General features: G+C 64.6%; 20 protein-coding genes. 6 read left to right on the forward strand and 14 right to left on the reverse strand.

Going from position 1 to position 21379, the window contains the following annotated elements; genetic code table 11:
* Positions 1-202 precede the first annotated feature (202 nt).
* Positions 203-2281, reverse strand: coding sequence for a DNA primase (locus FLM52_15300; protein NVN57104.1), 2079 nt, complete (start codon positions 2279-2281; stop codon positions 203-205).
* A 227-nt stretch (positions 2282-2508) separates the two neighbouring features.
* Complete coding sequence (rpsU, locus tag FLM52_15305) at positions 2509-2724, reverse strand: 30S ribosomal protein S21 (protein ID NVN57105.1); 216 nt, start codon at positions 2722-2724, stop codon at positions 2509-2511.
* A 425-nt stretch (positions 2725-3149) separates the two neighbouring features.
* Here rpsU and tsaD point away from each other — a divergent pair, with 425 nt between their 5' ends.
* Positions 3150-4190 (forward strand): tRNA (adenosine(37)-N6)-threonylcarbamoyltransferase complex transferase subunit TsaD, encoded by a 1041-nt coding sequence (gene tsaD, locus FLM52_15310; protein ID NVN57106.1) that lies wholly within the window; start codon positions 3150-3152, stop codon positions 4188-4190.
* Between the two features lie 180 nt (positions 4191-4370).
* Here tsaD and folK read toward each other — a convergent pair whose 3' ends face one another.
* Both folK and folB read right to left on the reverse strand, forming a co-directional pair.
* Positions 4371-4910 carry a 2-amino-4-hydroxy-6-hydroxymethyldihydropteridine diphosphokinase gene (folK, locus tag FLM52_15315; protein NVN57107.1) on the reverse strand — a complete coding sequence of 180 codons (540 nt, stop codon included), beginning with the start codon at positions 4908-4910 and terminating at the stop codon, positions 4371-4373.
* Positions 4907-5284 carry a dihydroneopterin aldolase gene (folB, locus tag FLM52_15320; GenBank protein NVN57108.1) on the reverse strand — a complete coding sequence of 126 codons (378 nt, stop codon included), beginning with the start codon at positions 5282-5284 and terminating at the stop codon, positions 4907-4909. The genes folK and folB overlap by 4 nt, the downstream gene beginning before the upstream one ends.
* A 161-nt stretch (positions 5285-5445) precedes the next feature.
* Here folB and FLM52_15325 point away from each other — a divergent pair, with 161 nt between their 5' ends.
* Positions 5446-6066: a glycerol-3-phosphate acyltransferase gene (locus FLM52_15325; protein NVN57109.1), complete on the forward strand. Its 621-nt coding sequence runs from the start codon at positions 5446-5448 to the stop codon at positions 6064-6066.
* Positions 6067-6224: 158 nt separating this feature from the next.
* Here FLM52_15325 and FLM52_15330 read toward each other — a convergent pair whose 3' ends face one another.
* From FLM52_15330 to FLM52_15365, 8 genes are all read right to left on the reverse strand, one after another.
* Positions 6225-7469: a polynucleotide adenylyltransferase gene (locus tag FLM52_15330; protein NVN57110.1), complete on the reverse strand. Its 1245-nt coding sequence runs from the start codon at positions 7467-7469 to the stop codon at positions 6225-6227.
* Between the two features lie 91 nt (positions 7470-7560).
* On the reverse strand, positions 7561-7887 hold the full coding sequence (glpE, locus tag FLM52_15335; protein NVN57111.1) for a thiosulfate sulfurtransferase GlpE: 327 nt from the start codon (positions 7885-7887) through the stop codon (positions 7561-7563).
* A gap of 79 nt (positions 7888-7966) precedes the next feature.
* Positions 7967-8806 (reverse strand): symmetrical bis(5'-nucleosyl)-tetraphosphatase, encoded by an 840-nt coding sequence (locus tag FLM52_15340; protein ID NVN57112.1) that lies wholly within the window; start codon positions 8804-8806, stop codon positions 7967-7969.
* Positions 8807-8877: 71 nt separating this feature from the next.
* Positions 8878-9258, reverse strand: a complete 381-nt coding sequence (gene apaG, locus FLM52_15345) for a Co2+/Mg2+ efflux protein ApaG (protein NVN57113.1) — start codon at positions 9256-9258, stop codon at positions 8878-8880.
* Entirely contained in the window at positions 9255-10232 is a 978-nt protein-coding gene (gene rsmA / locus FLM52_15350; protein NVN57114.1) for a 16S rRNA (adenine(1518)-N(6)/adenine(1519)-N(6))-dimethyltransferase RsmA, read from the reverse strand. The genes apaG and rsmA overlap by 4 nt, the downstream gene beginning before the upstream one ends.
* 194 nt (positions 10233-10426) lie before the next feature.
* The gene (pdxA, locus tag FLM52_15355; protein ID NVN57115.1) at positions 10427-11443 is read right to left on the reverse strand and encodes a 4-hydroxythreonine-4-phosphate dehydrogenase PdxA; all 1017 of its coding nucleotides are present in this window, start codon (positions 11441-11443) and stop codon (positions 10427-10429) included.
* A 27-nt stretch (positions 11444-11470) separates the two neighbouring features.
* Positions 11471-12754 (reverse strand): molecular chaperone SurA, encoded by a 1284-nt coding sequence (locus FLM52_15360; protein NVN57116.1) that lies wholly within the window; start codon positions 12752-12754, stop codon positions 11471-11473.
* An 82-nt stretch (positions 12755-12836) separates the two neighbouring features.
* On the reverse strand, positions 12837-15221 hold the full coding sequence (locus FLM52_15365; GenBank protein ID NVN57117.1) for an LPS-assembly protein LptD: 2385 nt from the start codon (positions 15219-15221) through the stop codon (positions 12837-12839).
* 381 nt (positions 15222-15602) lie between these two features.
* On the opposite strand from FLM52_15365, the gene FLM52_15370 reads away from it, so the two are divergent.
* From FLM52_15370 to speD, 4 genes are all read left to right on the forward strand, one after another.
* A complete protein-coding gene (locus FLM52_15370) occupies positions 15603-16853 on the forward strand; it encodes a phosphotransferase (GenBank protein NVN57118.1) in 1251 nt (416 codons plus the stop codon).
* The gene (locus FLM52_15375; protein NVN57119.1) at positions 16853-17713 is read left to right on the forward strand and encodes a nucleotidyltransferase family protein; all 861 of its coding nucleotides are present in this window, start codon (positions 16853-16855) and stop codon (positions 17711-17713) included. The genes FLM52_15370 and FLM52_15375 overlap by 1 nt, the downstream gene beginning before the upstream one ends.
* A gap of 178 nt (positions 17714-17891) precedes the next feature.
* Positions 17892-18317: an OsmC family protein gene (locus FLM52_15380; protein ID NVN57120.1), complete on the forward strand. Its 426-nt coding sequence runs from the start codon at positions 17892-17894 to the stop codon at positions 18315-18317.
* 313 nt (positions 18318-18630) lie between these two features.
* The gene (speD, locus tag FLM52_15385) at positions 18631-19425 is read left to right on the forward strand and encodes an adenosylmethionine decarboxylase (GenBank protein ID NVN57121.1); all 795 of its coding nucleotides are present in this window, start codon (positions 18631-18633) and stop codon (positions 19423-19425) included.
* 116 nt (positions 19426-19541) lie between these two features.
* Here the strand turns inward: speD and FLM52_15390 are convergent, their stop codons facing one another.
* Both FLM52_15390 and FLM52_15395 read right to left on the reverse strand, forming a co-directional pair.
* Positions 19542-20426 carry an ion transporter gene (locus FLM52_15390; GenBank protein ID NVN57122.1) on the reverse strand — a complete coding sequence of 295 codons (885 nt, stop codon included), beginning with the start codon at positions 20424-20426 and terminating at the stop codon, positions 19542-19544.
* Positions 20427-20592: 166 nt separating this feature from the next.
* Positions 20593-21363, reverse strand: a complete 771-nt coding sequence (locus FLM52_15395; protein NVN57123.1) for a hypothetical protein — start codon at positions 21361-21363, stop codon at positions 20593-20595.
* Between the last annotated feature and the right edge of the window lie 16 nt (positions 21364-21379).

Consider the following 21379-nt stretch of genomic DNA (forward strand, 5'->3'; position numbering starts at 1 on the left):
ATGCTGCCAGCGGCGTATTTGCCGGACCATCCAGGTGTGTTAGCGTTATCGGTTACGTTGCGGCAGTCCGCATCGGGAGCTACCTCATTAAATAGTGGGCGCGAGCGCGTCTTTCAAGGCCATGCGACGTATTTTCCTGCGCCATCGCCTCAGCTCTCACGGCATTTCCACCATTGTCGGCCTTCCTGGCACCGAGACTGCGTCAGCGCCGTGTTGCCAGCTCCATCAGCAGGGCCATCAGCCGCTGCTTCTCTTCTGCCGACAACTTCTCGCCACGCTTTTCCTTGGCCAGCAAGGCCTGATATTCCGCTTCCGGCGTGGTGCGCGCCTGCTGATGCTGGCAATGCTCCACCAGCCCCTTCAGCTCTTCGCTGCGCACGTCACGCGGAATCAGCAATTCGCGGGCTGCCAGCTGCTCAAGTCTCGGCCCCTGCGCGGTACCGAGGAAGTGCGCCAACAGCACCTGAGGCGAACGATATTGCCCCGCCTTCAGGAGACGCACCACATCGCTCAACAGCTGCGCATCCTCGCTGTCGGCCGGCTCGCCCGCTCCTTCGATCCACTCATTGGAGTCAGGCAGCTCGGCGACCAGCTGAGGCTCGTGCACCAGAAGATGCAACAGGCGCGTCAGCATGCTGACCGAGGTGCGTTTCTGAGACCTGGCCGGCGTCGCACGCGCGGCTTGCGCGCCCTGGCCCGCAGGCATCTCGCCATGCGACTGCCAGTCATCCGGCTGCCAGCCATCGGGCTCGCCATCGCCGAAGCCGGCATCTGCCATCGCCTCCAGCGACGACCACTCGTCCTGCGCGTCACTCAGCGTCGCGCCGTCCTGAGAACTGGCAGCAGGCGCTGAGCGTGTCGCGCCGGGCTGACGTTGTTGCTGTTGCGAACGCTGCTGCGGTTGCTGACGTAGTTGCTGGTGCTGACGCAGCCGTGCCTGCTGGGCTTCACGCGCCGCGGCGCGCTCCACCAGCATGGCATCCAGCCGCTCACGCTCAAGACCACTGCGCCGCTCCAGCTCCTTGAGCAGCAGCGAGCGCAGCACCCCTTCGGGCACGCGCGAGATCCACTCCAGCGCCTGGGTCACGAACCGCTCGAGCTGCTCCATGCGCTTGAGGTCGCGTCCTTCCGCGGCCTGCTCGAACAGGAACTCGGAGAGCCCGGAGGCGCAGGTGACACGCTTCTCGAATGCCTCCTGCCCCTCGCTGCGTACCAAGGAATCCGGGTCCTCGCCTTCCGGCAGGAACAGGAAGCGCGCCTGACGCCCATCGATCATGACCTCAAGCACGGTCTCCAGCGCGCGGCGCGCCGCCTGCCGACCGGCCTTGTCGCCGTCGAAGCAGAACACCACCTCATCGACCAGGCGATAGAGGCGCTTGAGGTGCTCCTCACTGGTCGCGGTGCCAAGAGTCGCGCAGGCATTGCGAATCCCGTACTGCGCCAGCGCCACCACGTCCATGTAGCCTTCGACGATCAGCATGCGTTCCAGCTTGCGATTCGCCTCACGGGCTTCAAACAGCCCGTAGAGCTCGCGCCCCTTGTGGAAGACGGGAGTCTCGGGAGAATTCAGGTATTTGGGCTTGGCGTCGCCCATCACGCGACCGCCGAAGGCGATGGTGCGGCCTTTCCAGTCACGGATCGGGAACATCACGCGATCACGGAAGCGGTCATAGCGGCGGCCGCTTTCCTCGTGGTGGATCAGCAGACCGTATTCAATCTGCACATCCTCGCTGACACCCAGCTTGCTCAGGTGATGCTTGAGGTGCTCCCAGCCTTCCGGCGCGAAGCCGATGCCGAAATCACGCATGATCTCGCGCGATAGACCCCGCCCTTCCAGGTATTCACGCGCCGGCTGCGCGGCCGGTTCCGTCAGGCGCTGACGATAGAAGTCCGCGGCCGCCTCGAGCAGATTGACGCCCTCTTCGCGGGCCTGCTCGCGACGCTGGCGCTCACGGCGCTCGTGCGGACTCTGGTTGCCGCCTTCGCGCGGCACTTCAAGCGCCAACCGCGAGGCCAGCTGCTCCACGGCCTCGGGGAACGGCAGGCGATCGAACTCCATCAGGAACTTGAGCGCACTGCCGCTCGCCCCGCACCCGAAGCAGTGATAGAACTGCTTGTCCGGGATGACGTTGAACGAGGGGGAGTTTTCCTGATGGAACGGGCAGAGGCCGACATAGCTCTTGCCGGCCTTCTTCAGCTGGACGCGCTCACCCACTACCTCGACCACGTCGGTGCGGGCCAGCAGATCGTCAATGAAGCCTTGGGGGATGAGACCAGCCATGATTCGCCAGAAGTCGTGGAAAAACGGACTGACCGCAAGATAGTGCCGGCTCAGCAAAGTGAGCGGCTACCTTCGGGTCAGGCCATTCCTCGAGTTAGCGACATGTGCCAGTGGCGGCACATGGCTCGAGAACGAACGGACCACTAGAGACAAAAACAAGCGGCCACCGTGAGGCAGCCGCTTGGTGTCCTTCCAGAGAGCAGAATATCACTCCCCAAAAGTACGGATCAGTAGAGACGCTCGAAACGCTTGCGCTCACGCTGAACCTTCTTGGCGTGGCGCTTTACAGCGGCCGCCTGCTGACGCTTGCGAACAGCTGTCGGCTTCTCGTAGTGCTCACGACGACGCACTTCGGAAAGAACACCGGCTTTTTCGCAGGAGCGCTTGAAACGGCGCAGGGCGACGTCGAACGGCTCGTTGTCACGTACTTTAACTGAAGGCATTAAACACTCACCTACCTTGAGATCATGAGTTCGGTTTGAACGCACATCCGGTGCAGCCACTCCTCAGGAGCCACCAGCCAGCGACGGTAAACCGCCACCTGCAGGTCGATCCAGCATCAATCAGTCGCCTGCGACACCACCGGTGAGGGTAGCCGTCGCTGGCTGGAATCATGATTCGGGGAGCTTTTGCGGGGTGGTCGGATGCACGACCCAGTCTTGCAGAGTGCCATATTCTAGACACCCGCCCCCGGCTTTGCAAACGCGGAAGCCGGAAATCCTCTCTGCCTCAACACCAGCTGGCGCGACACCCGTGCCCACAGCCAGTAGAATGTCGCGCATTCACGGCACACACGCCTCTCGGGCTCGCTCAGGCAGCCTCGCTGGCCGTGCCGCCCTCTACTTCTGATACTTCCTGAGAGTCAGCCATGCGTGTGCTCGGCATCGAGACTTCCTGCGACGAGACCGGCGTCGCCATCTACGACACGGACCAGGGCCTGCTTGCAGATGCCCTCTACAGCCAGATCGCCATGCACGCCGAGTTCGGCGGCGTGGTGCCGGAACTGGCGTCGCGTGATCACACTCGCAAGCTGCTGCCGCTGATCCAGCAAGTGATGGATGAAGCGCAGCTCAAGGCTGCCGACATCAATGCCATCACCTATACCGCAGGCCCGGGCCTGGTCGGTGCGCTGATGGTCGGCGCGTCCACCGCACATGGGCTCGCCAAGGCATGGGGAGTGCCGGTGCTCGGCGTCCACCACATGGAAGGCCACCTGCTGGCCCCGATGCTGGAAGACGATGCGCCCGAATTCCCCTTCGTGGCGCTGCTGGTCTCCGGCGGGCACACCCAGCTGGTCGCGGTGCGCGGACTGGGTGAATACGAGCTGCTCGGCGAGTCCGTGGATGACGCCGCCGGCGAAGCCTTCGACAAGGCCGCCAAGATGCTGGAACTGCCCTACCCCGGGGGCCCGCAGGTCGCGAAGCTGGCCGAACAGGGCGACCCCAAACGCTATCGCTTCCCGCGCCCGATGGCAGACCGCCCGGGCCTCGACTTCAGCTTCTCCGGCCTCAAGACCCACACCATGGTCACGCTCAAGAAGGCCAAGGCCGCGGATGACCTGGATGAGCAGCACTGCGCCGATATCGCGCGCGCCTTCGAGGAAGCCGTGGTCGACACCCTGGTCATCAAGTGTCGTCGCGCGCTGGACCAGACCGGCCTCAAGCGCCTGGTCGTCGCCGGCGGGGTGAGCGCCAACACCCGCCTGCGTGAGCGCCTGAGCCATGAGCTGACCAAGCGCAATGCCCGCGCCTACTACCCGCGCGGCCGCTTCTGCACCGACAACGGCGCGATGATCGCCTACGTGGGCGCGCAGCGCCTGAATGCCGGCGAGCAGGACACCGGCCCGATGAAGGCCGTGCCGCGCTGGCCGCTGGACAGCCTGGCGGCCCCGAGCACAGCGCAGGACTGAGGCTCAGCCCTGCCAGACGCCAGTACTCTGCCATACGACAACGGCCTGCCATACGACAACGCCCTGCCGATGAGAATCGGCAGGGCGTTGTCATTGAGAGGCCGGTCACACTCACCGCCGGACACTGACACCGGCGACGTGGCGCCTGATGGTGTCAGGCCGGGGCATCAGAGAGCAGTGTCAGACCGTGGCATCGCCGCGAGAGATCATGCGGCAACGCCAGCTGAAGTCCACCGGCCACAACGGCTGCTGTTCGGCGCGTCCGGCGGCCACGAACGCCTTCCAAAGCGAAGCGTAATCCTCGCCGGTGACGGGGTGGCGCTCTTCGCCGAACGACTCGGCCAGCGGCAGCAGCACGAAGGCATTGCGATCGACCTCATCGCGCGGCAGCATCACGCCATCGACCTCCCCGGTCAGGGTACCGACGGTCAGCAGGTCCAGATCCAGGGTACGCGGGCTGAACTTGGCGCTGTTCTTGAGGCGGCCGTTGGCCAGCTCGAGCTGCTTGCACCAGGCCTGCAATTCGCCGACGCTCCAGTCGCTCTCGAAACCTGCGACCAGATTGAGGAAGTTGCGCCCGTCGACGAAGCCCACCGGCTCGCTCTCGTAGACGGAGGACAGCGTCAGGTTGCCGAAGCTCGCTTGCAGCGCATCCAGGCAGACCCGCACATGATGCTCACGCTCGATATTGCTACCGATGGAGATCAGTACCAGACTCATGCCGGCGCATCCGAGGCGGCATCGAGGCTACCGCGCACGATGCGCACGCCAACGGCGGCGGCTTCCGGCACGGCGCCCGGCTTGCGCACCGTCATGGTCAGCCAGGGGATGCCGAACTCTTCACGCAGCAGGGCTGCCAGGCGCTCGGCGAAGGTTTCCACCAGCTCGAAACGGCTATCTTCGGCAAAGGTCTGGATGCGCGCGCTGATGGCGGCATAGTCCAGGGTGTGCGTCAGGTCATCGTCGGCAGCTGCGGCACGAATATCCGTGGCCATTTCCAGATCCATCACCAGACGCTGGCGAATGGTACGCTCCCAGTCATAGACACCAATCACGGTTTCCACGACCAGAGCCTCGATCAGCACACGATCCACGGCGTTACCTCTATGCTTGTCGAATGAACGAATAAAAACGACGCCCAAGGCCCCGCCATCATGCGACTGATTCTACTGCACCCGGCCCCTGCTTGGCCAAGCCGCCTGCCCCTCTCTCCCTGCCTGTGTGCGACACCTCGGACACTCAGCGAGTCGGCATCATGTTGACGGGCCTGATAGAGTGGGGTGCGCAACTGGCCACCTGGCAACAGTTGAGCCTGCTGATCGCCGTGGCCTACGCCAGTGGTTCGGTGCTGGGCGCGGTGTGGATCTGTCAGCGACTGGGGCTGCCCGACCCACGCCTGGCGGGCTCCTTCAATCCGGGCTTCTCCAATGTGCTGCGGCTGCATGGCGCACTGCCCGCCGCCCTGGTGCTGACCTTCGATGCCGCCAAGAGCATGCCGGCACTCTGGCTGGGGCTGGCGCTCTCGCTGCCGCCCTGGGCTCTGGGATTGATCGGGCTGGCCGTTCTGGTCGGCCACAGCCTGCCGCTGTGGCACCGTGGCCATCGCGGTGGCAAGGCCGTGGCCGCCGCCTTTGGCGTGCTGCTGATGCTGGCGCCAGGCGTCGCCTTGAGCTGTGCCGCGCTGTGGGTCGGGCTGGCCTGGCGACTGCGCACGGCAGCCATCGCCTCGCTGGTGGCCGGACTGGCGGCACCCCTGTTCAGCCTGTGGCTGGCGCCGCAGATGAGCGGCGTGATTCTGGTCTTCGCCAGCCTGATCGTGATTCGTCATGCACTGAATCTGCGCCGCCTGAGCGATGGCAGCGAGCCGCGCCTGTAAGCATGCTTTGCTCACACGCAGCGCACTGCTCATGAAAAACACGCTCTGCTCAAACGCACACTCCGCCTCACAAAAGCCCCCTTCCTGCGGCCAGGACGCAAAAGCCCCGGCGCAGGGCCGGGGCTTTCGGGGTCATATGCTCAGCAGCGGGCAGGAGATCAGTGACTGTGTCCGCAGCCGCAATGAGGCGCGTGCACTTCCGGCATGGCCTGCCATTCGCTCAGCGCCTGCTCGATGGCCTGCTGGCGCTGTTCACTGAGCGCACGCCCGATCTCCGCCCCTTTCAGGCCCTGTTCGACCAGAGATTGCGGCGACACCGCCGTCGCGGCTTGCCAGACGGCATTGCCCAACCGTGCCACCCCCTTGTCCTCGACGGCCAGCAGGGCCACCAGCACCGACTGGCGCTCGCCACGCCGCCAGGCATCGACACCATCCAGCCAGGCCTTGAGATCGGCTGCGCTCACGCCACCTTCCCGCCGCGAGGCCTCGTTCAATTCCCGGCACAGACGTGCCTGCTGGGCGGCGTCACGCACGGCGCTGGGCAGGCGCAGGTCCTGCGCCAGGGCATCGATCTCGTCGCGTGACAGGTGCTCCACCAGGCGCGCCATGCGCCAGCAGACCATCTCCGCCTCATCGACCAGCTGACGCGGCAGACGGTCCAGACGCGCCAGCGCCGCTGTGAGCTGTTCGGCATCGCGGGTCAGTGGCGGCATCAGCACCGCCAGTGCTCCCAGCTCATCAAGCAGCTGGAAATAGGACTCGGGGCTGGCCTCGCCCAGCGCCTTCTCGGTCTCCTTCCAGACCCGCTCGGCCACCAGATGCGAGACCTCGCCGCTCTCGACCATGGCCACCATCATCTCACGCGTCTCATCCGCGACCGTGAAGCCGAGCCCCTGATAGCGCGCCACAAAGCGTGCCACGCGCAATACGCGCAGCGGGTCTTCGCTGAAGGCGCTCGAGACGTGACGCAACACACGCGCCTCGAGATCCGCCAGGCCACCATAGGGGTCTATCACCTCGCCCTGACCCGGCGTGCTGTCGAGCGGTTCGGCCATGGCATTGATGGTCAGGTCGCGACGAATGAGGTCCTCTTCCAGCGTCACATCGGGGCTGGCATGCACGCTGAAGCCGACATACCCGTGGCCGGACTTGCGCTCGGTACGCGCCAGCGCGTATTCCTCCTGGGTCTGCGGATGCAGGAAGACCGGGAAGTCCCGCCCGACCGGCCGAAAGCCCCGCGCCTGCATGTCTTCCACCGTCGCGCCCACCACCACGAAGTCGCACTCGTGCCACGGCCAACCCAGGCGCGCATCACGCACTGCGCCGCCCACGCGATAGATCTCAAGCCCGCTCAACAGGCGGTCACGCGAATCGGTCAGTGAAGAAGGCGTCGTCTGAGTCATGCGAATGTCCTTGCCCTGCGGCACGAGATACAAAGCTGAATGAGGAAAGCGAGGAAATACGACCAGTGATGGCAGTCACGTGCAGGCGGCGTCAGCTACCGCTCTCGACGTCATCACCATGCGTCAATTGGTACTGGGTAAAGCCACCATCGAGGGAATAGACCTTCTCGAAGCCCTGCCCCGCCAGCCAGGCGGCGGCCTGCTGACTGGAATGGCCGTGATAGCAGACCACCACCAGCGGCTTGTCGCGCGGGGTGTCTTCCAGAATGGCACCGGCACTGGCGTTGTCCAGATGACGGCTGCCCGGGATACGCCCCTGCGTGAAGCTGAGCGGATCGCGGATATCGAGTACCACGAGCGACGGGTCGCGTTGGCGCCAGTCACTGAGGGTGGCGAGATCAAGATGTTCGAAACTCATGCGGACTCCGCTTGTTGAGTAAGGGGAAAGGCATTCACCAGCGACGGCAGACCTGCTGTCACTGGCGACGGGAGGGCGCTCAGCGCGAGGACAGCGCCGGCTCGAAGACGCGCTCTTCCGTCTCGAGATTGAGCGCCGTCAGGCCACCGCCCCACACGCAGCCGGTGTCCAGCGCCTCGACATCCTGACGCGCCGCCGGTGTCTCGCCTTCCAGAGCAGCCCAGTGACCGAACAGCAGGCGCGGCGAATCATCCCAGGCCCCTTCGGGACGCGGGTACTGGAACCAGGGACGGCACCCCTCCGGCGCGCTGTCCAGCCCTTCCTTGGCCGCGAAATCCAGTCGACCATCACTGTGCAGAAAGCGCATGCGCGTGAAGACATTGACGATGCAGCGCAGGCGCGGCGTGCCTTCGAGATCCTCCTGCCAGCGGTCCGGCGTATTGCCGTACATCTCGCCGAGAAAGCCTCGATAGTCGTCGCCCGCCAGCACGGCGTGCGCTTCGCGGGCATAACCGGCCGCCTGGTCCAGCGTCCAGCTCGGCAACACGCCGGCATGGCTCATCACCGTGCGACGATTGCCGACCAGCGCATCCACCATCAGCGGCTGACGACGTAGCCAGTCCAGCAGTTCCTCACGGTCCGGCGCCTCGAGAATCGGCCTCAGCGTATCGGAGCGCTTGTGGCGGCTGAAGCCTTCGGCCACCGCCAGCAGGTGGAGGTCATGGTTGCCCAGCACCACCCGCGCATCATCGCCCAGCGACTTGACCAGACGCAGGCACTCCAGCGAGCCCGGCCCGCGATTGACCAGATCTCCCGCCAGCCACAGCACATCGCGCCCCGGCGTGAAATCGAGGCGCTGCAACAGAAGTTCAAACTCTTGATGGCAGCCCTGCAAATCGCCAATCGCCCACTGCGTCATGCCCACTCCCTGACCGCCGTGGCGGCCTGACTTGCTGTCTTGAATACGAAACGCTGCGCCACGCGGCCACCCTAGTGAACCTGATGCGGACCGGCGAGACGGAACGGTGCGATGGCGACCTCGAAGGTGCGCGCATGGGTCGCGTCACAGAAGGTATAGGCCCCCTGCATCACGCCGACCGGCATGTCGAGCACGGCGCGTGAGGTATAGCGGAAGCTCTCGCCGGGCGCGATCAGTGGCTGCTTGCCGACCACGCCCTTGCCACGCACTTCCTGCTCGTCGCCGCTGCCCTGTGTGATCTTCCAATAGCGCGCCAGCAGCTGCACGGTCTCATCCGTTCCGTTGTGCACGGTGATGGTGTAGCGGAACACGTGTCGGTTCTCGCTCGGACGACTCTCGTCGGCGCAGTACTCGGGTACGGCGTCGATACGAATGTCCGCCACGCTACTCATGCGTCGTGGTCGCTGGCGTTGCGGGCGTCGCCCTTGGCATCGCTCTCGGCATCGAGACGCTCGCCACTGTCGCTATCACGATGACTATCACTGCCGCTGTCGGCTGCCGACGCACCGTGGCCGACATTGCTGCGCGGACGCTTCTTCGGTGCCTTGTCGGCCTTGTCCACCGTCATGCCCTGCTCACTGAGGTGGTTGCTGATCATCACCAGCTCAGCGACGGTCAGCGTCTGCGGGCGACGCGAGGGATCGATGCCCAGCGCGGTCAGCTGGTCGGCATCGATGCGGCCCTTGAAGTTGTTGCGCAGCGTCTTGCGGCGCTGGGAGAAGGCCTCGCGCACGATGACGGCGAGCAGCTTCTCGTCCTTGGCCGGGTGCGGCAGTTCACGGTGCGGTACCAGACGCACGATGGCGGAATCCACCTTCGGCGCCGGGAAGAAGGCGCTCGGCGGCACCAGGAACAGATTTTCCACCGCGCAGTAATACTGGGTCATCACCGACAGGCGGCCCCAGTCGGTGCCACCCGGCTCGGCGGCCAGACGCTCGACGACTTCCTTCTGCAGCATGAAGTGCATGTCGGAGATCGCGCCGCGCGCTTCCAGCAGGTGGAAGATCAGCGGGGTGGAGATGTTGTATGGCAGGTTGCCGACCACGCGCAGCGCCGGGCCGTCACCGACCAGCTCCGGGAAGTCGAAGCGCAGGGCATCGCCTTCGTGGATCACGAAGTCCGGGTAGTTGAAGAACTGCACGCGCAGACCCGGGATGAGGTCACGGTCCAGCTCGATGACTTCCAGCTTGCCTGCCGCTTCCAGCAGCGGGCCGGTCAAGGCACCCTGCCCCGGACCGATCTCGACCAGGCGCTCGCCTTCCGCGGGACGAATGGCATTCACGATGCGAGAGATGACGCCAAGGTCCTGCAGAAAGTTCTGACCGAAACGCTTGCGAGCGCGATGCGCGGGGAAATGCTGGGACATGGGACTGACCTTCCTCCGGGGAATCCGTCGGGATTCCCGACAACAAGACGCCGCCATGGCCTGCAGGGACACAGGCAGACCGGGGCGGCGAGACCATCCTCGATGGTCGAATGACTGGGGTAGCGAGACGCCACGCGGTGGCGCACGCCTGACGTGCCGCCATGCGGACACGCCCGAGTGATGCGGGGATTATCTCAGGCTCGCGCGGCGGCTGCCATCTCGATGGCGACACGCACGGCCTGCAGCAGGCTGCCGACGTCGGCGCGCCCGCTGCCGGCAATGTCCAGCGCCGTGCCGTGATCCACGGAGGTACGCACGATCGGCAGGCCCAGCGTGATGTTGGCGGCTTCACCGAAGCCGGCATACTTGAGCACCGGCAGGCCCTGGTCGTGGTACATCGCCAGTACCGCATCCACGCCATCGAGATGCCTCGGCGTGAACAGGGTGTCGGCCGGCAGCGGGCCATCCAGCTGCATGCCGGTCGCGCGCAGGGCATCGAGCGTCGGGGAGATCACCTCGATCTCCTCATGCCCCAGGTGCCCGCCCTCGCCGGCATGCGGGTTGAGCCCGCATACCGCGATGCGCGGTACGGCACAGCCGAAGTAGCGCGTCAGGTCCTTGGCGAGGATCTTCATCACTCGCGTCAGGCCCTCGGGCGTGATGGCATCGGCCACCTCGCGCAGCGGCAGGTGCGTGGTGGCCAGCGCCACCCGCAGCCCGGGGCACGCCAGCATCATGACCACTTCCTCGACCCCGCAGACATCGCGCAGGTATTCGGTGTGGCCGGTGAAGCCCGCATGCCCGGCCTCGATCACGGCGGCCTTGGACAGCGGCGCCGTCACCATCGCGCTGGCATGCCCCGCCTGGCAGGCGGCGATGGCGACATCCAGCATTGCCAGCACATGATCGCCGTTGCGCGCATCGATCACGCCCGGCTCGCTGGGCACTGCCAGCGGCACCGGCCACACGGCCAGTTCACCATTGCGGGCCGGCGGCAGCGGGTCGCCTGGCGACAACTCATGCACCACCAGCGGCAAGCCCAGCAGGCGAGCACGACTGACCAGCAAGGCGGGGTCCGCCACGGCGACCAGCTGCGCGGGGAACGCTTCCGCCTGGCCGGCCAGCATGACCAGCAGTTCCGGGCCGATGCCCGCTGGCTCGCCGGCGGTCAGGGCGATGATGTCGGGCGCAGTCTCTTCGCGACGATTCATGACGGTGTCTCGCTGCTACGCTCGGACTTACCGTTCATCGAGACGGTTGTCGACGTAGGCCTCGGCACGCACCTGCTGCTGCCAGGCTTCGAGCTCATCATTGAGCTTGCGCTGGAACAGGGTCTTGCGCACCTTGTCACGCTGGCTGGAGTTGGTCACATCCTGCTGGCGACGCTCCTCGACTTCGATGATGTGGTAGCCGAAGCGGCTCTTGACCGGCTGGCTGATCTCGCCCACGTCCAGGCCATTCATGGCCGTCTCGAAGGAGGAGACCGTCTGGCCCGGGCTGACCCAACCCAGCTCGCCACCCTTGAGGGAGCTGCCCTTGTCGTCGCTGAATTCCTGAGCCAGCGCAGCGAAGTCCTCGCCTCCCAGCAGACGGCGGCGAATGGACTCGGCACGCTCAAGCGCCTGCTGATCGCTGAGGTTCGGGTTGGGCTGGATCAGGATGTGGCGTGCGCGCGTCTGGGAAATCAACGCCTTGCCCGCGCCACGCTTCTCGATCAGCTTGACGAGGTGATAACCGCTGGCACTGCGCAGCGGCTCGGAGACCTGACCGGCCTGCATGCTCGGGATGACATCGGCGAACACCGTCGGCAGCTCGCCGCCGGAACGCCAGCCCAGGTCACCGCCGCTCAATGCCTGACTGCCGGCCGATTCGGCGGCGGCCAGCTGGGCGAAATCGGTGCCCTGCTCGATCTGCTGGCGCAGGCTGTCGGCCTTGGCGCGCGCGGCCTTGACCTGGTCCGGCGTCGGCTCCTGGGGCAGTGCCACCAGCAGGTGGGCCAGATGGTACTGGACGTCGCTGCCGACATTCTGCTGATTGAGATAGCGGTCTATCTCACGATCGGAGATCCGCACCCGACTGGCGACGCTGCGCTGCTGGATCTGCTGCACCAGCAGCTCACGACGCACCTGATCACGCACCTGGGCCAGTGACATGCCGTCCTGCTCGAGCTTGTCCGCGAAGGCTTCCAGGCTCATGCCGTTGTCCTTGGCGATGCCGCGCAGGGTGGCGTTGAGCTGGGTGTCATCGATGCTGAGATTGGCCTGCTCCGCCAACTGCAGCTGAATCTGCTCGTTGACCATACGATCAAGAACCTGACGCTCCAGCACGTCGCGCGGCGGCAGGTTGATGCCACGGCTCTGCAACTGCTGACTCGCCTGGGTGACGCGCTGCTCCATGTCGCTTTGCATGATGGCGTCCTTGTTGACCACGGCAACCACGCGGTCGAGCAACTCGGCGGCACCGGCCGGCAGACTCGCCAGCACAAATGCCAGCCCCAGCGGGGCAATCAGGGTCTTGCGCATCACATGTTCTCTCGGCGTAAAAATGTGGATGGCGCCGCCCTGCGGCGGCGCCTTGGCGTCATTCACGGCCTGGCGCGGCGACTCAGAAGCCCGCGTTGCGATAGCCCGGTACAGCCTGCTCCAGGTAGCTGTCAGCACTCTGGCCGAAGCCTCCCAAGCCCTTGAATTCAAAGGTCAGGAAGATGCCATTCTTCTCTTCGTCATCCGAGATGGTGTTGGCGGTGTCGTTGTCATCCTGCCATTCACGCCAGGTGACCTGCACGCCGTAGCAGCAATCGTTGTACTGCACGCCCAACACCTTCTCCAGTGAACGGGAATTGGTGCTGTCATACATGTAGCGGCCCAGCAGCGACCAGCTCTCGCTCATCGGCGTCGCGAAGGAGAAATCCCACTCGTTGCGGGTATAGCCCAGCACGTCATCCGCGTCCTCATCGTCGTAAGGCACGAAGCCTTCGATCTCACGATTGAAGCCAAAGTTCAGTACCGTGCCTTGTTCCGCGCGATAACGCAGCGAGGTCTGGGCACTTTCGGTCACGCCACGATCGAAATCCTGGAACACGGCCTGGGAGGCGGTCCACTGGTCGTTGAGCACCACATCGGCCTGGAAGACCACCGGCGAGCGGTCACGCGTCGCACGATAGTAGTCGGAGTAGCTGTCGAAGTCGGAGCGTGAGGTCTTGTCCGGATCACCGTCCATGTCGATGTTGCGGTCCGACAGGTAGCTCGACTGGCCGACGCCCAGCTTGAGGCGTTCACGGCCGCTTTCATCGCTGATGAAGCGTGACGACACGCCGTAGGAGACCTTGTTGGTATCGCCGACGCGGTCACCCCCGCTGAAGCGGTACGGAGACCACAGCTGATTCCAGCTGAAGGCGTCTTCCGAGGTGTCGAAGTCGGGCAGATCGGACTGGTCGACCTCCGGCACGTAGGCGTAATAGAGGCGCGGTTCCAGCGTCTGGGTATAGCCGTCGCCGAACCATTCGGTCTCGCGATCGAAGATCAGGCCGCTGTCCAGCGACAGTACCGGGATGGTGGCGGACGGGCTGGTGCTGCGGTCCGTCTCGCGGTCACCATAGTCCAGGCTGTATGACAGGCTGACCAGCTGCGCGCGCGGCTCGATGAAGCTCCAGCTCTGATCACTACGCCAGCCCAGTGCCGGCGCCAGACGCAGGCGCGAACCATTGGCAGCCTGGTCTTCGTCGATATCGGTATCCGTCTCATCGACATCACGCCAGAAGTAGGTCGCGTTGGAATTCCACTCTTCGTAGAAGCCGTTGGACTGACTCCAGCGACCATTCGCGGTCAGGCTCGGCAGACGGTAGAACGGCTTGTCATCGTTATCCAGCGGGTAGTCCATGCGCTGGTAGCCCTGCGCCTTGAACTGCAGGTCCCAGGCATCGCCGTGGTAATCGAGCTGTGCCAGACGCTCGAGGCTATCGGTTTCCGTTTCCCCGAAGTTGCGCCCGAAGTCGTCGAAATAATTGCCATCGGAGGCGGCACCGTACTTCAACTGGTAGTCGGTACGGGCGTCATAGCGGCCAGCATGCTGGTAGTTGATGTACCAGCGGTCCTCGCCGATCAGGTCTTCCTCGTCATCGTCGGGGTCGCTTCCGCCGTCGTCATCGGCGAGCCAGGCGCCCTCGATGCTGCCTTCATCGCCACGCGGCAATAGATAGCGGAACTCGCCTTCCAGCATCTCGCCACGCTCGGAGATGTAACGCGGCGTGAGGGTGGCATCGTAATTGGGGGCCAGGTTCAGATAGATCGGCTGTGCGTAGTCGAAGCCGCTGGAGCTGGTGTAGCTGAACTGCGGCCACAGCAGGCCCGTGTGGCGACGGTCATCGACCGGGAAGCGCACGTAGGGCCAGTAGAAGACCGGCACCCCGCCCATTTCCATGCGCGCATGCTTGGCCGTCCCCCAGCCGGAGTCCTGATCGATGGTGATGTCGCTGCCGACCAGGCGCCACAGGCTGTTGCCCGGCTCGCAGGAGGTGAAGCTGGCATCCTTCAGGCGGTAGCGGCCATCCTCGAGACGCGCCAGCTGCACCGCATCGCCGCGCACATGCTGCTCGTGAAAGACGTAGTGGCCGTTGTCGACGCTGGCCGCATCGCTGTTGAGCGAGACCCGCGCATCGTCGCCACGCAGCAGGACTCCGGGCTGGCGATAGGTGACAGGGCCCTTGGCGGTGGCGGTGTCACGCGCCTCGTTGACGCTGACCTCGGGCGATTCCAGCTGGGAATCGCCGCGCCGCAGCACCACCTCCCCCATCAGGGTGGCGACGCCATCGTTGCCGTAGTTGGCCTTGTCGGCCGAGGTCGTGACCTGCTCCGGCGTGTCGCCCGCCTCGATACGGTAGGCCGGCGTGACATAGCGCCCGGAGCACAGCTGGCCCTGCGGCACCTCATCATAGGGCTGCCAGTCGAGCTGACTGGCTGACAGGGGCTCGGGCGGCGCGGCCTGTGCCATCAGAGGAGCGCCGGCGGCCAGTGGCGCCAGGGTCCACAACAGACGAAAAACCAGTGGCTTGAGCTGCCAGACCGGGCGGTCATCGCCCAATCGGGCTATCGATGCCTGCCGGGAATGAGCAGACAGAGAGGGAGTCGCGAAGCGACGCTGACGTCGCCCGGGAGCGGTCGTCGGCTTGCCCGGATGGGATGAATGGCTGCGCTGGGCCATGGCTGCTCTGTGTCCTTGGCTGGGGGAATCGGTATTATACAGGCCCAGCAACCGGCCTTCCTGCTTGCCGGTTCCGCCTGCCTTCTCGTCACCACACGACAGCATGCGGGGCCGCGGCACAGGCGTCAACTGACAGCCGGCCCCGCACACGCCGACAGGAGCCCAAGCCCCATGACATCCGACGCCCGCCGCCAGGCGCTGCACGCCTGGGCCGCCGCCCGCCACGACCTCACGCCAGAGGCCGTGCGCATGAGCGCCGTGGCTGACGACGCCAGCTTCCGCCGCTATTTCCGCCTGCACCTCGAGGAGCTCGACCCGGCCACGCCGGCGCGCATCCTGATGGATGCCCCGCCCGAGAAGGAAGACAGCCACGGCTTCGTCGCCATCGCCCGCCAATGGCGTGACGCCGGCCTGCCGCTGCCCGAGGTCTTCGCCTTCGACGAGTCACTTGGCTTCCTGGAGCTGGAAGACCTCGGCGACATCCCGCTGATGACCGCCCTGACCAGCACCGAGCACGCCGACCACTACTATGGCGAAGCCATCGGGCTGCTCGAGCAGCTGCATCAGCTGCCACCCGGCAACCTGCCTGCCTATGACGACACCCGGCTGTCCGCCGAGCTGGAACTGTTTCCGGAGTGGTGTCTTGGCCAGCTTCTCGACATGCCGCATGACCGCCGCTACGCCGCCTGGGGCAAGCTGAGAGACCAATTGCTCGCGGCCGCCAGCGCGCAACCGGTGGTGAGCGTGCATCGCGACTTCCATGCCCAGAACCTGTTCCTGCATCAGTCGGCATCCCAGCACCAGCCCCGGCTGTGGATCATCGACTTCCAGGACGCCGTCAGCGGCCCCGAGAACTACGACCTGATCTCGCTGCTGCGTGACCGTCACTGGCGCTGGCCGGAACCCGCCATGGCGCGCTGGATCGAGCAGGCACGCCTGGCCGCCTTGCCACGCTACGCCGCGGCCGGCCTGCCGGCACCAAGCCCGCTCGAGTACCGCCAGAGCGTCGAGCGCATGGGCGTGCAGCGCAATCTCAAAATTCTCGGCATCTTCGCGCGCCTGACGCTGCGGGACGCCAAACCCCGCTACCTGACGCTGATGCCGCGCTTCCTCGGCCATCTGCGCGAAGGCCTGGCCTTCTGCCCGGAACTGATCTCCTTCACCCACTGGCTGGATGAGGTGTTGACGCCGGCGCTGTCGCTGCGCCTGGCCGAGGAATGCGAGGCGCGCGATCTGCGTCTCGCCAATGGCGAGCGCCCCGAGATCAACCTCGATGATTACGATGAGCTGGCGGCACTCGCCGATCGCGCCGCCCGCCTGCAGCGCAATGCGGCCGCCGCTGACACCGCGAAGAGTGCTGCGGCAAGTGGGGAAAGCAAGAGAAGCGCAGCAAATGCCGATAACCAGCCGGGGAGCCACTGATGCGCGCGATGATTCTGGCGGCCGGTTTCGGCACGCGCATGCGCCCGCTGACCGACCACACCCCCAAGCCGTTGCTGGAAGTCGCCGGGCTGCCGTTGCTGGAGCACCATCTACTGCGTCTGGAAGCGATCGATGTGGACAAGGTCGTCATCAATGTGGGCCACCTGGCCGGCAGGATTCTGAGCCACTTCGCCGCGAAGCCGAATGCCCAGGGCCAGCTCGAGGCTTGCTGGCAGGGGCGCAAGCGCTCCCTGACACTGATCTTCTCACACGAGAAGACGCCACTGGAAACCGGCGGCGGCATCGCTCGCGCCCTGTCACTCTCCGATGCGTTGACGCAGGACGCAGGCGATGACACGCCCTTCCTGCTGATCAATGGCGATGTCTGGTGTGACGTCGACCTCACGCTGCTGACCATCCAGGCGCTGGCGAGCCATTCACTGGCTCTACACGCCGACCAGCCGCAGGCGCTGGCGGGGCTGGTGCTGGTGGATAACCCGCCCCATCATCCCGAGGGCGACTTCCTGCTGACTCCGGCGGGGATTGTGAAGGGTGAAACCCGCGCCGAACATGGCGGACAGGACGAGAAGGAAGAGAAAGATGAGCAGGACGAGCAGGCCGGCAGCCGGCTGACCTTCTCCGGCGTGTCGTGGCTGTCACCCCGCCTGATCCGCCGCGCCATCGCCGAGACGCCGGCCTACCAGGGCCCCGACAGTGTCTTCAAGCTGGCGCCGCTGCTGCGTGAGGCCATGCAGCATGGCGAGGTGCGCGGCCTGCATCATCGCGGCGCCTGGATCGATGTCGGCACCCCACAGCGTCTGGCCGAGCTGGATGAGCTGCTGAGCCACGCCAGGGCCTGAGCCAGTGCGATATAAGCTCAGCGCTGGACGTTCCTCCGGGCACGGCGATGACAATGCTACCCTGTGCGCCATCGTGCTCACCGCGCCCTTATTCCTATCGCCCCTGGCCTTTATAGCCACTAGCTCCGGGCCGGTGGCGCATCAACGACTTATCAGAAGGAGAAGTTCCGACATGGCAATGAACGCCAGCATCAAATGGACCGATGGTCGCCAGTTCCTCGCCGAATCCGGCAGCGGCCACAGCGTGGTCATGGACGGCAATCCGGACAACGGCGGTCGCAACACCGGTCCGCGTCCGATGGAAATGCTGTTGATGGGGCTGGGCGGCTGCACCAGCTTCGATGTCATCCAGATTCTGGAAAAGGCCCGCCAGCAGGTCACCGACTGTCACGCCGAACTGAGCGCCGAGCGCGCCGATAGCGTGCCGAGCGTGTTCACGAAGATTCACGTCAAGTTCGTGGTCAGCGGTCGCAACCTCAAGGAATCCCAGGTCAAGCGTGCCGTCGAGCTGTCCGCCGAGAAGTACTGCAGCGCCTCCCTGATGCTGAGCGCCGGGGGTGTCGAGATCACTCACTCCTACGAAGTCATCGACATCGCGGCCTGATCTCGCCTGGCCCTCCCGCCGCTCAAGGCCCCGCCGACGGCGGGAGGGAGCGCACCACTGACGACGACTCGCCAGGATCGGCGGGAATTGTCGCTGGCGTGTCAGCCCTGCCTGTGCATAATACGCCCCTCAAACCGGTCGTCTCACCGGTCGTCTTGTGGCAAAGATGGCACGCAATGCTCCCTGTGAGTCATGCTGCCAGCGGCCGGGACGGACCTTTCGAGATGTCCTCTTCGGCCCGATGCCTGCCTCTGCCCCATTGCGATGGCGCATCGGATGTCATACCACCCTCCCATCTCTAGGAGGCCTGGACGTGAGCGATCAACTCCGCCTTCACGGGTTCAACAACCTCACCAGTTCGTTGAGCTTCAATATCTACGACATCTGCTACGCGCAGACCGAAGAGCAGCGCACGGCGTATATCGATTATATCGATGAGCTCTACAATGCCGAGCGTCTTACCCAGATCCTCAAGGATGTCACCAACATCATCGGTGCCCACGTGCTGAACATCGCACGCCAGGATTATGAGCCGCATGGTGCCAGCGTGACCATCCTGATCGCCGAGCACGAGCTGGAAGAGCAGGACGTGTCCCAGACCGCGCCGGGCCCGGGCCCGCTGCCGGAAACGGTCGTCGGCCATCTGGACAAGTCTCACGTCACGGTACACACCTATCCCGAGTCCCACCCGGACAACGGCATCAGCACCTTCCGTCTGGATATCGATGTCTCGACCTGTGGCATGATCAGCCCGCTGAAGGCGCTGAACTATCTGATCCACAGCTTCGATTCCGATATCGTGACCATGGACTACCGCGTACGTGGCTTCACGCGCGACGTGGATGGCAAGAAACTGTTCATCGATCACGACATCACCTCCATCCAGGATTACCTGGCGGAAGACACCAAGCGTGCCTATCAGATGGTCGATGTGAACGTGTATCAAGAGAACATGTTCCACACCAAGATGCTGCTCAAGGACTTCGAGCTGGACAACTACCTCTTCGGCACCTCGCGTCGCGAGCTGACCTTCGAGGAAGCCACCAACATCGAAGGTCGTCTGCGTCGTGAAATGCTCGAAATATTCTACTCGCGCAACTTCGGCTGAGCGTCATCTACATCATGCGCGGCGCAGCGCCCTGCTTGTCTGACGCCTGATGACAGTCCGAAAAAAGCCCCTGACACCTCACGGCGGCAGGGGCTTCTTCTTGGCTGTCTGGCGACTCAGCGCTCGCCGGCGGGGCCCTCCCTGTCTGGCGGGGCGGCATCCCCCAGGCGCTGTTCCATCTCCTCCTTCACCTGGCGCTGCAGCGCCTCACGGTGGTGCTCACGCTCGACAAGCGACTCGCCCCGCTCCTGAGCGACCTGATCCAGCCGTTCTCGCAACTCGCGCACCTCCGTCGTCAGCTCGCTGATCTGATGATAGAGCGCCCGCGTCATGTCGCGCTGGGCACGCGCCGCCCGAGCCTCCTGCTCGCTGTCATCCTCGATGAAGATCGAGCTGATATAGGCGGCGAAACTCCCGAACAGCCCCACGCCCCCGACCATCAACAGCACCGCCACGACGCGACCGAGCGTCGTGATGGGATAGTAGTCGCCATAGCCGACGGTGGTCACCGTCACCACCGCCCACCACAGCGCCTCCTCGGCGGTATTGATGGGACTGTCAGGATTGGGGGTCTCCACCATCAGCATGGTCAGGGCGCCGAACACCACCAGCAGCACCGTGGCGGTGGCCGCCGAGGCGAAGACTCCCTCGGCCCGGTTGCGGAACAGCAGCTTCCAGATCATTTCCATCGACTTGATGGCGCGCAGCACCCGCAGTACCTGCACCACGCGAAACAGCCTCGCGCCCTGGAAGAGCCCCGCCGGGATACAGGCCAGCAGGTCGATCCAGCCCCACTTCATGTACTCGCGCTTGCTCTTGGCACTGGCGAAGCGCTTGCAGAAATCGATGAAGAAGAACAGGCAGACCACGTAGTCCATGTACTCCAGCAGCCGCTGGACCTGCGGTGACAACTCAAAGACAAGGTCCACCACCATGGCGCCGATCACATAGATCGACAGCACCAGGATGAACAACTGAAAGGGCGTGACGCGTTCCTGCATCCGAGGGTTCTCCGTGAATGGGCTCTGCAAAGCCTACCCCATCCTCGACACCCTGACAGTGTGAAGACACCGCTGTCATGCTTACGATGATGCATGCGCCCGGTGATTCGTGCGACCGGGACTTCATGCATCCGATGGTTCATGCATTAGCTTCATGCGCCCGCATTCACGAAGCCTTGTTGCGCGACTCCTCGTCACTCGGGGGCTGGAAGGTGGACTGCTCGCTGATGTCTTCCCCACTGATGCGCTCCAAAAGCTTGCGCAACTTGTGACGCTGCCTGCGTGATGACAGGCGATTGGAATCCCAGCGCTCCGGTACCAGCGCACATTCTCCACCGGCATCGTGCAGACGGAAGGCACGCTCGACGCCGATCGGGTGGTCCTCACTGCCGTAGATGCCAATGATGCGCAGTGTCAGACGCTGGAATTTCAGTTGCTCATTGCTGGGCCAGTGCCCCTCGAGCGAGATGCCATTGCGGCGCGCCATGCGCTCGATGACTTCAGAGAAAGTCCCGATATGCAGGAAGTCGCCCGAGCCCAGCGGCCCCTGACGCGTAGTATCGGAGATGCGCCATTCACTGCTGCTGGAAGCCTCCTGCGCGGACTGCTCACTCTCATCGTTCTGCGCATCCTTGCGCTGCTCGTCACCTACCTGGTAACTGCGCTCGAACTCGGTGACATCCATCAGCAGGCTGCCGTGACTGGTATCCAACCTGGCAATGATGTGCTCGATGAAGATCGATTCGGCACTCATGTTGCTGACGATGCACAGACTGTCGATGCCTTTGGACTTGCCGCGATTGATCAGCACGCGCGGGCGACGCTGGCGACGGAAGTTGTGATACAGCAACTGCGCATAGACCAGCCAGATGAAGAACGAGCCGATACTGGCTATCGCCGAGATGGTTTTCGAGTGATTCGCGATCCACTCCATCATGCTGACCTCCCCTGTC

The organism is bacterium Scap17, assembly GCA_013376735.1.
Lineage (GTDB): Bacteria > Pseudomonadota > Gammaproteobacteria > Pseudomonadales > Halomonadaceae > Cobetia.

Bases quoted from the DNA above. Each gene is read 5' to 3' on its own strand.
- FLM52_15300 (NVN57104.1), bottom strand. From the start codon at position 2,281: ATGGCTGGTCTCATCCCCCAAGGCTTCATTGACGATCTGCTGGCCCGC.
- rpsU (NVN57105.1), bottom strand. From the start codon at position 2,724: ATGCCTTCAGTTAAAGTACGTGACAACGAGCCGTTCGACGTCGCCCTG.
- tsaD (NVN57106.1), top strand. From the start codon at position 3,150: ATGCGTGTGCTCGGCATCGAGACTTCCTGCGACGAGACCGGCGTCGCC.
- folK (NVN57107.1), bottom strand. From the start codon at position 4,910: ATGAGTCTGGTACTGATCTCCATCGGTAGCAATATCGAGCGTGAGCAT.
- FLM52_15325 (NVN57109.1), top strand. From the start codon at position 5,446: ATGTTGACGGGCCTGATAGAGTGGGGTGCGCAACTGGCCACCTGGCAA.
- FLM52_15330 (NVN57110.1), bottom strand. From the start codon at position 7,469: ATGACTCAGACGACGCCTTCTTCACTGACCGATTCGCGTGACCGCCTG.
- glpE (NVN57111.1), bottom strand. From the start codon at position 7,887: ATGAGTTTCGAACATCTTGATCTCGCCACCCTCAGTGACTGGCGCCAA.
- FLM52_15340 (NVN57112.1), bottom strand. From the start codon at position 8,806: ATGACGCAGTGGGCGATTGGCGATTTGCAGGGCTGCCATCAAGAGTTT.
- apaG (NVN57113.1), bottom strand. From the start codon at position 9,258: ATGAGTAGCGTGGCGGACATTCGTATCGACGCCGTACCCGAGTACTGC.
- rsmA (NVN57114.1), bottom strand. From the start codon at position 10,232: ATGTCCCAGCATTTCCCCGCGCATCGCGCTCGCAAGCGTTTCGGTCAG.
- pdxA (NVN57115.1), bottom strand. From the start codon at position 11,443: ATGAATCGTCGCGAAGAGACTGCGCCCGACATCATCGCCCTGACCGCC.
- FLM52_15360 (NVN57116.1), bottom strand. From the start codon at position 12,754: ATGCGCAAGACCCTGATTGCCCCGCTGGGGCTGGCATTTGTGCTGGCG.
- FLM52_15365 (NVN57117.1), bottom strand. From the start codon at position 15,221: ATGGCACAGGCCGCGCCGCCCGAGCCCCTGTCAGCCAGTCAGCTCGAC.
- FLM52_15370 (NVN57118.1), top strand. From the start codon at position 15,603: ATGACATCCGACGCCCGCCGCCAGGCGCTGCACGCCTGGGCCGCCGCC.
- FLM52_15375 (NVN57119.1), top strand. From the start codon at position 16,853: ATGCGCGCGATGATTCTGGCGGCCGGTTTCGGCACGCGCATGCGCCCG.
- FLM52_15380 (NVN57120.1), top strand. From the start codon at position 17,892: ATGAACGCCAGCATCAAATGGACCGATGGTCGCCAGTTCCTCGCCGAA.
- FLM52_15390 (NVN57122.1), bottom strand. From the start codon at position 20,426: ATGCAGGAACGCGTCACGCCCTTTCAGTTGTTCATCCTGGTGCTGTCG.
- FLM52_15395 (NVN57123.1), bottom strand. From the start codon at position 21,363: ATGATGGAGTGGATCGCGAATCACTCGAAAACCATCTCGGCGATAGCC.